13 protein-coding genes are annotated in these 14,720 nt (G+C 39.8%); 8 read left to right on the top strand and 5 right to left on the bottom strand.

Annotated features, from left to right (window positions below; all coding sequences use genetic code 11):
• Positions 1–3: 3 nt before the first annotated feature.
• Both HQK88_03325 and HQK88_03320 read right to left on the bottom strand, forming a co-directional pair.
• Complete coding sequence (locus HQK88_03325; protein MBF0615832.1) at positions 4–195, bottom strand: CooT family nickel-binding protein; 192 nt, start codon at positions 193–195, stop codon at positions 4–6.
• The gene (locus tag HQK88_03320; GenBank protein MBF0615831.1) at positions 188–616 is read right to left on the bottom strand and encodes a DUF3842 family protein; all 429 of its coding nucleotides are present in this window, start codon (positions 614–616) and stop codon (positions 188–190) included. The genes HQK88_03325 and HQK88_03320 overlap by 8 nt, the downstream gene beginning before the upstream one ends.
• Positions 617–767: 151 nt before the next feature.
• Between HQK88_03320 and HQK88_03315 the strand changes: the two genes are divergently transcribed.
• From HQK88_03315 to HQK88_03280, 8 genes are all read left to right on the top strand, one after another.
• Positions 768–1,565, top strand: coding sequence for an Rpn family recombination-promoting nuclease/putative transposase (locus HQK88_03315; GenBank protein MBF0615830.1), 798 nt, complete (start codon positions 768–770; stop codon positions 1,563–1,565).
• A complete protein-coding gene (locus tag HQK88_03310) occupies positions 1,520–1,717 on the top strand; it encodes a hypothetical protein (GenBank protein ID MBF0615829.1) in 198 nt (65 codons plus the stop codon). Before HQK88_03315 ends, HQK88_03310 begins: the two co-directional genes overlap by 46 nt.
• Before the next feature lie 306 nt (positions 1,718–2,023).
• Positions 2,024–2,650: an MEDS domain-containing protein gene (locus tag HQK88_03305; protein MBF0615828.1), complete on the top strand. Its 627-nt coding sequence runs from the start codon at positions 2,024–2,026 to the stop codon at positions 2,648–2,650.
• A 177-nt stretch (positions 2,651–2,827) separates the two neighbouring features.
• Positions 2,828–4,471, top strand: a complete 1,644-nt coding sequence (locus HQK88_03300) for a PAS domain-containing sensor histidine kinase (GenBank protein MBF0615827.1) — start codon at positions 2,828–2,830, stop codon at positions 4,469–4,471.
• Positions 4,471–6,888 (top strand): PAS domain S-box protein, encoded by a 2,418-nt coding sequence (locus HQK88_03295; GenBank protein MBF0615826.1) that lies wholly within the window; start codon positions 4,471–4,473, stop codon positions 6,886–6,888. The genes HQK88_03300 and HQK88_03295 overlap by 1 nt, the downstream gene beginning before the upstream one ends.
• Before the next feature lie 41 nt (positions 6,889–6,929).
• The gene (locus HQK88_03290; protein ID MBF0615825.1) at positions 6,930–8,369 is read left to right on the top strand and encodes a PAS domain S-box protein; all 1,440 of its coding nucleotides are present in this window, start codon (positions 6,930–6,932) and stop codon (positions 8,367–8,369) included.
• A gap of 49 nt (positions 8,370–8,418) precedes the next feature.
• Positions 8,419–9,186 (top strand): transporter substrate-binding domain-containing protein, encoded by a 768-nt coding sequence (locus HQK88_03285; protein ID MBF0615824.1) that lies wholly within the window; start codon positions 8,419–8,421, stop codon positions 9,184–9,186.
• Between the two features lie 126 nt (positions 9,187–9,312).
• Positions 9,313–11,070 (top strand): PAS domain S-box protein, encoded by a 1,758-nt coding sequence (locus HQK88_03280; GenBank protein ID MBF0615823.1) that lies wholly within the window; start codon positions 9,313–9,315, stop codon positions 11,068–11,070.
• Positions 11,071–11,376: 306 nt separating this feature from the next.
• Here the strand turns inward: HQK88_03280 and ilvC are convergent, their stop codons facing one another.
• Genes ilvC through HQK88_03265 form a run of 3 tightly spaced genes read right to left on the bottom strand, consistent with a single transcriptional unit; the run spans position 11,377 to position 14,552 of the window.
• Complete coding sequence (gene ilvC, locus HQK88_03275) at positions 11,377–12,390, bottom strand: ketol-acid reductoisomerase (GenBank protein ID MBF0615822.1); 1,014 nt, start codon at positions 12,388–12,390, stop codon at positions 11,377–11,379.
• Between the two features lie 30 nt (positions 12,391–12,420).
• The gene (fabD, locus tag HQK88_03270) at positions 12,421–13,353 is read right to left on the bottom strand and encodes an ACP S-malonyltransferase (protein ID MBF0615821.1); all 933 of its coding nucleotides are present in this window, start codon (positions 13,351–13,353) and stop codon (positions 12,421–12,423) included.
• The gene (locus tag HQK88_03265; GenBank protein MBF0615820.1) at positions 13,353–14,552 is read right to left on the bottom strand and encodes a 4Fe-4S binding protein; all 1,200 of its coding nucleotides are present in this window, start codon (positions 14,550–14,552) and stop codon (positions 13,353–13,355) included. Before HQK88_03265 ends, fabD begins: the two co-directional genes overlap by 1 nt.
• Positions 14,553–14,720 lie beyond the last annotated feature (168 nt).

Below are 14,720 nucleotides of genomic sequence, written 5' to 3'. Positions count from 1 at the left end.
GCGTTACCGCCTTGTTAGTATTATTTTGTGTTTAATTAGCGAAATCTCTCCAATGTCTCCGTCAAAAAACTTCTGTTCGCCAAAGAGGTTTTTCATGAAAAGCCTGCCGTCCTCCGGGCGCAGCAAATCAACGTTTTCCAGATAGAGCGATTCAGTGCCGTCCTTTTCCCTTACATACACATTAGCTTCACACATGGGTTTGACCTCCAACAAGATTCTTTATCTTTTCTATCAGACAATCAACCAAATGTGGCAGTGGCTCCCGTGCGATGCCCACTATTTCCACACCCTCCTGGTTTAAGTGAAGAAGGATTTTTTTAGCCTGTGAATGTGCTATTGCCTGTGCCATTATGGGGGTAAGCTCACCCATCATGGAGTTAGCTATGACTATGCTTAGGGGGCCTGTTATCACATCCACACGCCCGGCGTTAAGTGCAATTGCGTTTTCGCCGGTAGCGCCTTTGTTGGCTTTAGCTCTTAGCATAGAGGTCGTAGCGGCAGAGTTTGTACCCAGCGCTATAATCTCAATAGCCTCATCAAACTCCTCACGCAATCGCCTCACTACCACAGAGCCAATACCTCCTCCTTGTCCGTCCACCACTGCCACTTTTAACATTTGTTTGTCAATCGTCTCTTTCATTTCCGTGCTAATTTAATGATGTTTAAGTATAAATTAAAAAACTCATACTGTCAAATGTTACAAGCATTTTTTGTTCATCCAAAATAACTTGAATGGTTTCGCACAATTGTGTTACTGTGAGATTTAAATGTCAGGGCGATACGATAAAATATTAAAAGAGAGTCTGCGCGGTGTGCTCCATGTGTTAATTTCTGAGGTGTTGGGAATAAATGCAATATCAATAAAGCCACTGAAAACTAAACTACAAATCACTGACGAAAGAGAAGCCGATTTCTTACTTGAGGTTACCTTACACGATGGCAGCACATACATTTTGCATATAGAATTCCAGGCCACAAATGACAGCAACATGCCATATAGAATGCTCCGGTACCGTATTTATATTAGTCAGACGTATGGAAAACCGGTAAAACAGGTGCTGTTTTATGTCGGCAGAAAACCACTCAGAATGAAAAATTATATCAAAGACGAAAATTTGGCCTTTGAATATGACATAATAGACTTCAGGAGCATAGACTGTGAAAAATTCATAAGTTCCAATACACCTGCTGAGGTGATACTTGGGATTTTATGTAATTTCGGCTCAGAAGATGATACAATAGTAATAAAGACCCTGTTAAGCAAAATAATGGAAACCGTAAAAGAGGAGGTTAGTCGTTTAAAGTACATAAGACAGTTAGAGATACTGGCGCAACTCAGAGATTTACAGGAAAACGTATGCAAGGAGGTAAGTGAAATGGCTTTGGTATATGATATAGAACGTGATGTCAGGTACAAACAAGGAATGGAAAAGGGATGGAAAGAGGAATGGAAAGAGGAATGGAAAGAGGGATTGAGAGAGGGATTGAGAGAGGGATTGAGAGAGGGATTGAGAAGGGATTGTTTAAGGGTAAGCAGGAGGGATTACTTGAGGGTATTGAGTTAGGACTTGAACTCAAATATAGTTTTGCCGGACTTGAACTGATGAATATAGTTAGGGCTATAAATACTATCGATAAATTAGAGGATTTTAAAAACCTTATCAAAAAAGCTGATTCAATAGATGAACTGAAGGAGTTTCTGGCCAGGAGTGTATAAGACACCACATGGTGTTTATATTTAGTGTATTTGCTCCTGAGTTTTTGCTGTTTGTTTCACAATGACGTTAATGCTGTGTATGTATCTGCCAACACGCGCGTTTCTGATCAACCTGATCTGTCTTGCATAGTTATTTGACAAGCGATATGGTTTTGTGTTATTCTTCTATAAAGAGGTGTAAAGATCAACCAGTGGGTTATTGTTCTTAAAAATAGATAATATGCCGGGTTAACAGGCATATATTAAGACAATGTAGTGAAGGCATCCCGTTTAAAAATCGAGTTATTGAAAACGGAGGTGGGAAAGATGGAAAAGCTAAACTACAATGTAGATTATGGTTTCACGCCGGAGAGTTTTCCTATGGGTACACACATCTGTTTTATTTATAGTAGTAGTGAAGCACGTAGAAAGGTAATGTCAAAGTTTGTAGAGAGTGGCCTGAGCGCAAAGGAAAAATTCATTTACCTTGCAGATGTAGCTACAGATGCGGATATAGACGGTTATTTTGAACAATTGGGTCTTGATGTATTGAAGTACAGGCAAAGCGGACAACTGTTTGTTGAACCTGCAAGGAAGGGATACTGTCCTGACGGCAGGTTTGACGTGGAGAGAATGCTCAATACGTTAAGGAGCTATTATAAAAAAGCTGACGAAGAGGGTTATACAGGTTTGCGGGGTACTGGTGAGCCCGTGTGGATTAAAGAAGGGGTGCCTGGGGTAGAGAACTGGTTTATGTACGAGTCTCTTATAAACAAACTACTTGTTGAATATCCGTTTAGCGGGGTAATTTGTCAGTATGATGCCAATATATATGACGGTGCTACTTTGTTTGATGTTCTAAACGTTCATCCGCTTATGATAGTTCAAGGTCAGATTCTCCGGAATCCATACTACGTGCAGCCTGATGAATTTATGGCAACACATTTCGATTAATTAAACTCTACGCCAAAGAGCTGCGGGGTATCTTTTGGTCTTATTCCGATGCCAATTGATCTGAAGGAGGGTTGTAATTATTCTCTTTTTTAACTTATTCTTTTTTGTAAAGGTGAGGCAGGGTGTTTTAGCTGCAGAAGCATTTGAATTTGAACAATTGAAACCGGGGTGTTAATTATGCAAGATTCTGCACTACAAGCTGGTACTCTTGGTAAGATGTTAGTCATCTCAAGTAGTCTGGACGTAATACCCACGGTTAAAGGTATGGCTGAGTTTCTTAACAGAGCACTCACTGAAATAATAGGTGTAAAATCATTATATATTTGCTATGAAGGTGATGTTTTCATAACCGATAAAACAGATTTTCCTGTCTCCTGCTGTTCCTTATGTAAAATTACTTCACATAAGGATAGCGATTGTGCATTAGCCAAAAGCAGAGGTTTTAAACAGCTCAGTTTAAGAACAATTAATAATTCCTACGGATATATCTTAGTAAATATCAGTAATCATGAGGAATATGCTGCTTATGAGCCGTTTCTGGGAAATATTAGTAATGTTATGACAAGAATACTTGAAAACAGGCATATAACTGCAAGACTAAAAGAGACTATAGAAGAGCTTCAGTATGCAAAGCAATGCCTTGAACGTGATGTAACAGAGGCACAGAATAAAGCACACTTTGGCACATGGACTTATGACCCTGTCAGTCAAAAATCGAAATGGTCATTGGAAACGTTTAAAATATTTGGTTTGGATCCAACCCTTGTTCCACCGCTTTATAATGTACTTATAAAATATATCCATCCTGATGATTATCAGCGATTTAATGAAGCTGTAAAAGAAGCAATAAAAATTGGTAAACCTTATGACTTAGATATACGCATTAACCGACCTGATAAAACTGAAAGAATAATTAACATTATCTGTGAACCTGTTTTAAGTGCTGACTATAAGATTATCAGATTAAGAGGATCCATTATTGATATCACCGACCGCAAACACATTGAAGATGAACTAAGAAATCTAAATAAGAATCTTGAGACAATGGTAATATCAGAAATTAAAAAAAGAAGAACACAAGAGCAAATGCTGATTCAACAATCTAAAATGGCATCCATGGGTGAAATGATTGGATTAATAGCCCACCAATGGAAACAGCCAATTAACGCTATAGGGTTAAAAATACAGGACTTAAAGGATGCTTATACATACGATGAAGTTGATGAAATATATATTGAAAAAATGGTTGATTCCTCGATGCAGCAAATAGAATTTATGGCAAAGACTATAGATGATTTCAGAAATTTCTTTATTCCATCAAAAGAAAAAATTATTTTTAGTTTGAAGTCAGCCATAGATGAACTGCTGTCAATGTTTATACACATATTTAGTAAAAGCAATATTGATATTTCCGTGAAAGCTAAACAAGATGAGTTATTCCTTACAGAAGGCTTTCCAAATGAATTTAAACAGGTTGTGCTCAATATTCTGACTAACTCCAGGGATGCAATACTCTCAAAACGTAAAACTGATGACAGTATTATGGGGAATATAGAAATCAATATCGGTAACATACCCGAGTACAACTCTAAAGTTGTTGTTTCAATAAAAGATAACGGTGGTGGAATTCCTGAGGAAGCAATAGAAAAAATATTTGAACCCTACTTCACAACAAAAGAAACGGAGGGTACCGGGCTGGGACTTTACATGTCAAAGACTATAATTGAGACAAATATGAGTGGGAGCCTGACTGTGAGAAATGTTGACGGTGGTGCAGAATTTGTGATAAGTTTGGTGGCGTGTAAAAGCGATAGTGTTTAATGATGAACTATAAACTATTAGATATTTTAAATATCGGAGAGCTTCAGGAACTCACCGAGAGCTTTACCAGGCTGACAGGCGCTGTAATAGCCGTTCTTGATTTGGAAGGTGATATACTTGCTGTTAGCCCTATGCAAACGCTCTGTTCTAAGTTTCATCGTGTTAACCCTGTAACAGCAGCACGGTGCAGGGAAAGTGATACAGTACTTGCAAGTAAACTAAACGCAGGGCAGCGATACAATGTCTATAAATGTAGAAATGGGCTGGTAGATGCCGCTGTCCCCATAGTTATAGATGGAATGCACCTGGGTAATCTTTTTACAGGCCAGTTCTTTCTTGAACCCCCGGATAAAGACTATTTTATTAAACAAGCTGAGGTGTCTGGTTTTGACAAAGAAGAGTACCTTGAGGCACTGTCAAAAATCCCAATATTTACAGAAGAACATATAAAAGTTTTAATGGAATTTCTGCTGCGTCTTGCCAGCCTTACGGGTGTAACCGGATTGTCAAAGAAGAGAGCTCTGGAGATGTCAGAAAATAAGATGCGTCTGCAAAGTGAAATACTATCTAATATAGACGAAGGAGTTATTATTATAAAGGCCTCAGATGGCAAAATTGCCTACACTAATCCTAAATTTAACAGCATATTTGGCTATAAAGGAGATGAGCTTATAGACAAACATGTTTCTATACTAAATGCTCCTGTTGATGTTTCACCCGATGATAAAGCAAAGCAAATTATGTCAGAGCTGAATGAAACCGGCTTATGGCAAGGTGAGATTTTAAATGTTAAAAAGGATGGGACCCTCTTCTGGAGCAATGCTAATGTATCAACATTTGAACACAAGGAATGCGGTACGGTTTGGATATCTATTCATCGGGATATAACAAAAAGAAAAGCCTTAGAGGAGGCCGTATTAAAAGAGAAAATGTTTTCAGAGACGATAATAAATACATTACCTGGGTTGTTTTATCTTATTGACAGAACCGGCAAGTTTTTATTATGGAATAAAAATTTAGAGATAGTTTCAGGTTATTCTCATGAAGAGATTTCAAACATGACACCTTTTGATTTTTTTACAGTGGCTGACAGAGACAGACTAAATATAGCAATAGAAACAGTATTTAAAAGTGGCGAAGCTGTTATAGATGTCAATTTTCATACAAAGGATGGACAAGACATCCCTTATTATTTTACCGGGAAGCGGATAGAGGTTGATGGTAATGACTGCCTGACAGGAGTGGGAACAGATATCTCAGAACTTAAAACAATGGAAATAGCGCTGCATGACAGTGAAGAGAAATACCGGCTGCTTTTTACTAATGAAAATGATGCCATATATCTTTGTGATGCCGAGACGCTGGAATTTATAGATTCAAATAATGCCTGGTGCAATCTGTATGGATACACTAAAGATGAGATGAAAGGAAAAAGCACAATTATTCTGTCAGCAGAACCCGACAAAACAATAGAAACAATGAGTATTGCTGAAATCACAGGAAGTGCAAAAGTACGCCATAGATTTCATAAAAACAAGAATGGAAAAGTGTTTTCCGTGGAACTGAGCGTAGGAGCATTTATCTATAGAGGACACAAGGTGTTGTGTGTAATATCACGTGATATAACAGAACGAATACGTTTGGAGGATGAATTAAGACAAATTGCACTGACTCTTGAGAGCAGGGTAAAAGAAGAAATTGAAAAAAACAGGTTAAAAGACCAGCTCATGTATGAACAGTCCAGACACATGGCAATAGGTGAGCTGCTGGTCAATATTGCACATCAATGGAGACAACCTCTGGCCTCAATTGGGGTTTTAGTGCAGGATTTAAAAGATGCGTACTCGTTTAGAGAATTGAATGCTGAGTATCTGGATAAAAATATCACAAACATCATGTCAGAACTTATGGGATTGTCTAACACGATTGATGGTTTCAAAGATTTCTATCTGAGCAATCTACAAAAAGAAAAAGTGAAAATAAAAGAAGTGATAAACAATGCGTTAGAGGTTATGAGTGGGTATTTTGAGTTGAAGGATATTTTGATAGATAAGGAACTTGATGAAGAGTTGACGGTAACTGTAGTTCCAAGTGAATTTGCTCAGGTTGTTATGAACATATTAGCAAACGTCAGGGATGTTTTTAAACACAAGCATATTGCTAACCGTATTGTTAAGATAAAGACATACAAGGAACCTGTCACCAAAAAATCAGTAATAACCATTGCTGACAATGGCGGAGGAGTGGGTGAGGATATTATTGGCAGAATCTTTGAACCATATTTTACTACCAAAGATAAACTCAGGGGAACCGGGCTTGGTTTATATATTACAAGATTAATAGTGGAAAAGAGTATGAAAGGCACTATCACGGTAAGAAATTATAATGGTGGTGCGGAGTTCAGGATAGAGATATAAAGCCTGTAATCGCTAAAATATTTGAAAAACAAGGATAAAAAATGAAGGTATTTACTAAACGCCATAGTCCGGCTTATCTGTTTACAGCCGTCATGCTGGCTATTTTTATCGCTGAGTTTGTTGATATGACGCTGCTGGATTGGCTTCATAATAAATGGAATATATCTTCTTTCGTATTAATTAATTTAATGGATAGTTCTATTTTGGTTGTCCTTGTGTATCCGTTTTTATATTTTTTAACATTTAAACCTCTAATCGCTCAAATTAAAGAACGTACCCGTATGGCTGGTATCATAAAAAAATCAGAGGAAGAATGGGATACAATTTTTAACTCAATCACTGATATGGTTTCAATACATGATAGTAATTTCATTATTAAGAAAGCCAATGAATCGTTTCTGAAGTTTACAGGGATGAATCGTGATGATGTGACAGGGCGCAGGTGTTATACATTAGTACATGGTACAAATCAACCTTTTTGTAACTGCCCGCATGAAAGATGCCTGAAATCAAGGGAACATGAAATACTTGAAATTGAGGATGAGAGAACTTCTCTTTCGCTATTGGTAAGCGTTTCACCTGTATTTGACAAAGATGGAAACTTCTTATATTCCGTTCATATTGCAAAGGATATAAGTGAACTTAAGCAAGTAGAAAAAGAGTTAAGAGTGAAATCATATATTCTTGAAAGAATGAATAAAAATCTTACTATTATGGTTGATGAGGAGGTAAAAAAACGCCGGCAGCAGGAGCAGTTGCTAATTCAACAGTCAAAGCAGGCATCAATGGGAGAGGTTGTAGGAATGATAGCCCATCAGTGGAAACAACCGCTGAATGCAATATCTCTTACCGTTGAGGATTTGCAAGATGCCTCTGATTTTGGTGAAATAGATAAAGATTATGTGCGCAGAGCTAATACAGCGGTAATGCAGCAGGTTGGGTTTATGTCAAAGACAATAGATGACTTCAGGACTTTTTTAATACCCTCAAGAACACAACGCCCCTTCGACATAAAAAAAGCGATAGAGGATATAGTTGGAATGTTTGGCTCTTTATATAAAAAGAAGAATAACATAGAAATCATCATTGAAACTACAACTCCGGAATCTAATTTTACAACTATCGGTTTCCCAAACGAGTTTAAACAAGTGATATTGAATTTAATCAACAATTCAAGTGATGCGATAGTAAGCAGAGCCGAGTCTTCAGGGAAAAAATTCATAGGAGACATTAAGATAGAGCTTTCACATTCGGATAATAAAATATATGTTAATATAAGAGATAACGGAGGCGGCATACCGGTGGATGTCATTGATAAGATTTATGAGCCTTACGTTTCAACGAAATCAGAGGAAAAAGGAACAGGGCTGGGACTCTACATGTCCAAGACAATTATTGAGACAAATATGAGTGGCACCTTGACGGTAAAAAATGTGGACGGCGGTGCGGAGTTTTTGATAATGTTGAATGCGGCAGAGTAGTTTGTGAATTGTTATACACATTGTAGAACTAAACAGGGGGACACAACAGATGAGAAAACAACCGGTTATAAAGTTCCTGTTATCAGCCATTATTGTGTTTGGCGTACTTTTCTGTGTCCCATGCAGAGACACCGCTTGTGCACAACAGAAACAAACGCTGATACTTAACTCATCCTTCCGTACAACACTCACATCACCGGATAAAACAGGTTTCCTCGACCTTATATACAAAGAGTTAGCAAAGCGGATGGGCATAGAAATCATCATTCAGTACTTACCCTCTGAGCGGGCAATAAAAAACGCCGACCGCGGCATAGAAGATGGTGACATCTGCCGTATATATGCGATAAACGCTAAAGGTGAATATCCCAATCTTGTACGAGTACCTGAAAAGATAATGCAATTTCAGATGATGATTTTTACCAATAAATCAGATGTTGTAGTAAATGAACCAAAGGATTTGCAACCTTATGACGTGGGGATTGTTACCGGGTGGAAGATTTTAGAGCGTAACACCACCATGGCCCATTCGGTTGTTTCAGTTGAAAAAGGTGAGCAACTCTTTACTATGCTGGGGAAAAAACGTATAGATATCGCGATTATTGAGAGAATGATTGGAATGAAGTTAATGAAGGATTCAGGAGTCAAAAACGCCAGGATGCTCAGCACCCCGTTTCTTTCAGGCTACTGGTACCCTTACCTTAATAAAAAACATGAAGCATTAGTCCCAAAGTTTGCGGAGGCTATAAAAGCGATAAAAGAAGATGGCACTTATGAACGAATTCAGACTGAGGTACTTACAAGGTATGCTTTATAGGAATTATGGGCCTTGTTGAACTGGAATATAAAATCACTTCTCAGGTCAGAGAAAAAAGGTATAGGTTATCGTTTTGCCGTCTATATTCTCATGTTCAGTTCTATTTTTACGTTAGTGGGTACAGTTATGCAATTAGCTTTGGATTACTATCAGTCTGTGACTCTCATTGAAACCAGGATAAGCCAAATTGAAACCAGTTACTTACCCAGTCTGTCATATAGCTTATGGGTCAACAGTGTAAAGGATTTAGAAATTAACATGGAGGGTATCAAAAACCTTCCCGATATGCAGTACCTTGAAATTAAATCAGATGAAGGTAAAGTGTTACTGGCTGTAGGCAGGCCTCAGGAAAAACATATCATAAGCCATACCTTTAAAATCGAATATTTGCATCGGGGAAAACAGGTCTATGTAGGACAACTGCTTGTGGTAGCCACTCTTGACAGGGTTTATCAAAGTCTGAAAGAAAAAATCGTGGTTATATTGGTGACACAGACAGTCAAAACATTTTTAGTTTCCTTTTTTATTATTTTTTTGTTTCATAAGTTAGTGGGCAGGTATTTAAAGGATATATCTGCATACATTGCAAATCTGAAAACTAATGAATGGCAAAAACCTCTTAAGCTGATACGTAATAAACACTTTATGGCGGAGGATGATGAACTGGAGCAACTAGTTTTTACCTTTAATGAATTACGGTTGCGTACACTCGTATCTAAAAAACAGCTCGAGCAGGAAAAAGAACGTATCCAGGTTACATTAATGTCTATTGGTGATGGAGTAATTATTACTAACATTGACAGCCGTATTGAGCTTTTAAATCCGGTTGCTGAACAGTTAACAGGCTGGCCATTACAGGAGGCAGCAGGCAGGGATTTAAGTGAAGTGTTTAGTGTTGTTAATGAGGATATGAGTGTTCCTGTTATTAATCCTGTTGAGCAATGTGTCGCTCAGGGAAAAAGTATCGGTGCAAATGGAAATATTTCAATGCTCAAAAGCCGTTTAAAGGATCTCTATATTGAATATAGTGTTGCTCCCATTAAGAATAAAAAAGGTGAGATCAAAAGAGTCGTACTGGTTTTTCGGGATATAACACAACGTAAACAAATGGAGGATGAAATAAAGACAATTAACCTGAACCTGCAAAAGAGAGTTGATGAAGAGGTATCAAAAAACCGTGCTAAGGATCAGTTAATGTTTGAGCAATCTAAATATATCTCAATGAGTGAGTTGCTGATGAATATCTCACACCACTGGAGACAGCCACTATGTGCAATCGGAGTTTCAATTCAGGATATAAAAGATGCATACCTGCATGGCGATTTAGATGAACTGTATATAACTAATAATGTTAACAATTCGATGTCTGAACTAATAAAATTATCTGAGACAATAGATAATTTTAGAAATTTCTATATCCAGGAGGAAGAACAAACGGAATTTAACATAGCTGATGAGATAAACAGAGCCGAATCGCTTCTGTCAGGATACGTCAGAGATAAGGGGATTGTCATTGATAAAGAATTAGACGAGAATTTGACAATACAAGGATTTCCGAATGAGTTTGCCCATGTAATTTTAAATATTCTGACAAACGCCAAGGATAAATTTGAAGAAAGAAAAAATACTGATGGGATTATCAAAGTAAAGTTAAATAAGGACAGTACTACTGGCAAGGTAATTATATCTGTTTCGGATAATGGTGGTGAAATCCCTAATGATATAATAAACAAAGTGTTTGACCCATACTTTACCACCAGGGATATAGCACTGAGAACAGGAATGGGGTTATACATGGCAAAAGTAATAGTGGAGCAAAACATGAAAGGCACCATTTCTGTCAGAAACATAGATGGTTGGTGTGAATTCAGGATAGAGATATGATGTAAATCTCTTAATCTGACAGAATAAGACTTTTTTCCGCAGATGGCGCAGATAAACGCAGATGAAAGAAAAATTCAAATCTGAGGAAATCTGTGCCAACTGCTGATTATTACCGTGTTGCGTTTAAAGATAAAACTAAATGTCATAGTAAAAAGAGGAGATTGCCACACCCCTTAAAGGGGTTCGCAATGACGGCGTGGGGCTGCTGTGTATGGGGGCGCCCATCCGTCATTACGAGGAGCGACAGCGACGTCGTAATCTCCTCTTTGATATTCTATTTAGATTTCTACTCAGTATAAATTTTTATTATGCTTTAGACTTATCTACCAATTTACCCTTCTTCAACCACGGCATCATGGAGCGGAGTTTTTGCCCTACCTCCTCGATACTGTGCGCCTCGCCTTTTTTAGTCAGCGCATTAAAGACCGGCTTATTAGCCTTACACTCAAGCATCCATTCCTTAGCAAAGTATCCGTCCTGAATTTCTGACAGGATTCTCTTCATTTCTTTTTTTGTCTCATCAGTGATAACACGCGGGCCGCGCGTCAGATCGCCGTACTGAGCGGTGTTACTTATTGAGTACCGCATATTGGCAATTCCGCCCTCATAAATTAAATCTGTAATTAGTTTGACCTCATGCAGACATTCAAAGTATGCCATCTCAGGAGCATATCCGGCCTCTGTTAATGTTTCATATGCTGCCATAATCAACGATGTTAAGCCGCCGCAAAGAACCACCTGTTCGCCAAAAAGGTCGGTCTCGGTCTCCTCTCTGAAAGAGGTCTCAATCACTCCGGCCCTGCCGCCTCCGATAGCTGAAGCATAGGCAAGTGCTATGTCTTTTGTGTTACCCGCCGGGTCCTGATGTATTGCGATTAAGCAAGGCACACCGCTTCCACGCAGATACTCACTGCGCACAAGATGCCCGGGTCCCTTAGGGGCTGCCATAAACACGTTTGCATCCTCCGGAGGTACAATCTGTCCAAAGTGGATATTGAATCCGTGTGCAAAAGCTAAATACACGGATTTTTTCATGTTGGGCGCTATCTCTGCTTTATATGTGTCTCCTTGTATCTCATCGGGAAGCAGAATCATTATAACGTCAGCTATTTTTGCCGCCTCCGAGGGAATCATCACGTTAAATCCGGCCTCTTTTGCCTTGTTCCAGCTGCTGCCCTGTCTGATTCCTATGGTTACATCCATGCCGCTTTCTTTAAGGTTATTGGCGTGAGCGTGTCCCTGGCTCCCATAGCCCATTATCACTATCTTTTTTCCCTTCAAAGCATTTAAGTTTGCGTCTTTGTCGTAGTAAATCTTGATCATCTTAAAACAATCCTCCTAAACTTGGTATTAGTTATTTAGTGCAGCCACGGTTCGATCCAATGAGGCGCTATCCTGCACATTTAAAAGTGTAACAGTAGAGTCTATCCGTTTAATTAGTCCTGACAGAACCGTTATTGGGCCAACCTCGATAAACACCTCTACACCGGTGTCAACCATCTTTCTCACCGAGTCCTCCCAAAGAAGCGGGCTGTTTAGTTGTCTGATAAGCGCTGACCTTATTTGGTCTGCCGTAACCAGAAGCATAGCGTCCGCATTATTAACAATGGGAATTTCAGCGTTTTTAAATTCAACGCCATCAAAGTATTTACTTAACTTTTCGGAGGCGCTGACCATAAGCGTACAGTGAGAAGGAACACTAACGGCAAGTGGCACTGCTCTTTTGGCTCCGGCACTTCTGGCAAGTATCATTGCCTCCTCAACTGCCGGCTTTTCGCCTGCTATGACAGTCTGCTCAGGGCAATTATAATTGGCCGGTGCAACGTAGCCGGACTTTACCGCTAAACAGATATTATCTACAATCTCTCTGTTAAGCCCCAATATAGCCGCCATAAGCCCTTGGCCCTCTGGCACCGCATCCTGCATAAACCTGCCACGCATTTCAGTAAGCTTGGTTGCAGCAGTAAGAGTCAAAACACCTGCAGCAACAAGTGCTGAATACTCCCCAAGGCTGTGTCCTGCCAGTACCTCCGGTTTTATACCCTTTGACAGAAGCACTCTGTAGGCTGCTATGCTTGTTGTTAAAAGCGCTGGCTGTGTCCTGTAGGTTTTATTTAATTCCTCCTTTGGACCGCTAAAGCATAACTTTGCTATATCATAGTTCAGAGCCGTGGAGACCTCTTTGTAAACCTCTCTTGCCTCTTCAAATTTTTCAAAGAGGTCAAGTCCCATCCCCACACCCTGAGACCCTTGCCCTGGAAACACAACGGCTGCTTTTTTCATCAACCTCTCTCCTCTTTTATTCGCTTAATCAACCTCGGTATGATTTCATACAGGTCGCCCACTATCCCGTAATTGGCGATACTGAATATCGGTGCCTCGGCGTTTTTGTTTATGGCTATAATAATATCCGATGATTGCATTCCTACCATGTGCTGCACAGCACCAGATATGCCGCAGGCGATGTAAATCTTTGGGCAGACTGTCTTACCGGTTTGGCCAACCTGATGGTTATAAGGAATCCAGCCCTCATCAACGGCTGCCCTTGAAGCGCCCAGTGTACCGTTTACCAGTTCGGCAAGCTCTTTGAGCATCTCAAATCCTTTAGGGTTACCGAGCCCTCTGCCACCTGATACTATTACCTCAGCCTCCTGGATGTTAATGGAACAGAAATCAGCATCCTTTGTTGTTTCAAGCACTTTGGTTCTGCATTTACCGTTAGTGGGAACTTCAATATTAACAATAGTCCCTGTGTGGTTAGCGCTGCAAGCGCACTTTTTCATTACCTTTGGCCGCACAGTGGCCATTTGAGGGCGGGTGTCGGGGCACATTATAGTTGCCATGATGTTTCCGCCAAAAGCCGGCCTTATGGCAAGCAGGTTGCGCCCTCCATCCTCGATTTCCAAAGATGTGCAGTCGGCAGTCAGCCCCGCATGAAGACGGGCAGCAACGCGCGGGAAAAACGACCGTCCTATTGCCGTAGCTCCTGTAAGCACAATTTCAGGTTTATGCTCCTTTATGATTTTTGAAACAATATTGGTGTAAGGCTCATCATTAAAACTTGTCAGTGAGTCGCTGCTGCATAAAAACACCTTATCGGCTCCCCACTTTATTAGTTCATTGGCCTCAGACTCCGGTGCGCCTAAAAGCACGGCAAATAACTCAACCGATAATTTATCGGCAAGGCGGCGACCAGCTGAAAGAAGTTCAAACGCTACCTGAGAAACTTTTCCCTCACGCTGCTCAGCAAACACCATTACCCCTTTGTACGCAGAGATGTCAGTAACCGTATCTTTACTATCCTGCGCATCCGGTACTTCTTTTATTGCGCCCTCAGGACAAACGCTCAGACAAATCCGGCATATCTGACAGTACTCATTAACAAAGGCCTTGCCCTCCTGTAACACAATTGCCTCATACGGACAGGAGGCTATACAGGTTTCACAACTGCTGCATAGATCTCTATCTACCTTTATTTGCATATCCACTCCACATTAGATTTATATTGGTTTTCCATTAAACGCTTATTCACTTAACTCAGGCAATAATGATGAGATTGCCCTCCCCTACAGGTGATTCCCCTGGTCGCTGTCGCTCCTCGCAAAGACGGCGCGGAGTTGTTGTCATTGCGAGGGATGAAATCCCGTGGC

The sequence above is a fragment of the Nitrospirota bacterium genome (assembly GCA_015233895.1).
Classification (GTDB): Bacteria; Nitrospirota; Thermodesulfovibrionia; order Thermodesulfovibrionales; family Magnetobacteriaceae; genus Magnetomonas.
This window is presented reverse-complemented; position numbering and strand designations above follow the sequence as displayed.

Excerpts from the sequence above, each read along its gene's own strand:
- HQK88_03325 (MBF0615832.1), bottom strand. The coding sequence starts at position 195 with ATGTGTGAAGCTAATGTGTATGTAAGGGAAAAGGACGGCACTGAATCG.
- HQK88_03320 (MBF0615831.1), bottom strand. The coding sequence starts at position 616 with ATGTTAAAAGTGGCAGTGGTGGACGGACAAGGAGGAGGTATTGGCTCT.
- HQK88_03315 (MBF0615830.1), top strand. The coding sequence starts at position 768 with ATGTCAGGGCGATACGATAAAATATTAAAAGAGAGTCTGCGCGGTGTG.
- HQK88_03305 (MBF0615828.1), top strand. The coding sequence starts at position 2,024 with ATGGAAAAGCTAAACTACAATGTAGATTATGGTTTCACGCCGGAGAGT.
- HQK88_03300 (MBF0615827.1), top strand. The coding sequence starts at position 2,828 with ATGCAAGATTCTGCACTACAAGCTGGTACTCTTGGTAAGATGTTAGTC.
- HQK88_03295 (MBF0615826.1), top strand. The coding sequence starts at position 4,471 with ATGATGAACTATAAACTATTAGATATTTTAAATATCGGAGAGCTTCAG.
- HQK88_03290 (MBF0615825.1), top strand. The coding sequence starts at position 6,930 with ATGAAGGTATTTACTAAACGCCATAGTCCGGCTTATCTGTTTACAGCC.
- HQK88_03285 (MBF0615824.1), top strand. The coding sequence starts at position 8,419 with ATGAGAAAACAACCGGTTATAAAGTTCCTGTTATCAGCCATTATTGTG.
- HQK88_03280 (MBF0615823.1), top strand. The coding sequence starts at position 9,313 with ATGCAATTAGCTTTGGATTACTATCAGTCTGTGACTCTCATTGAAACC.
- fabD (MBF0615821.1), bottom strand. The coding sequence starts at position 13,353 with ATGAAAAAAGCAGCCGTTGTGTTTCCAGGGCAAGGGTCTCAGGGTGTG.
- HQK88_03265 (MBF0615820.1), bottom strand. The coding sequence starts at position 14,552 with ATGCAAATAAAGGTAGATAGAGATCTATGCAGCAGTTGTGAAACCTGT.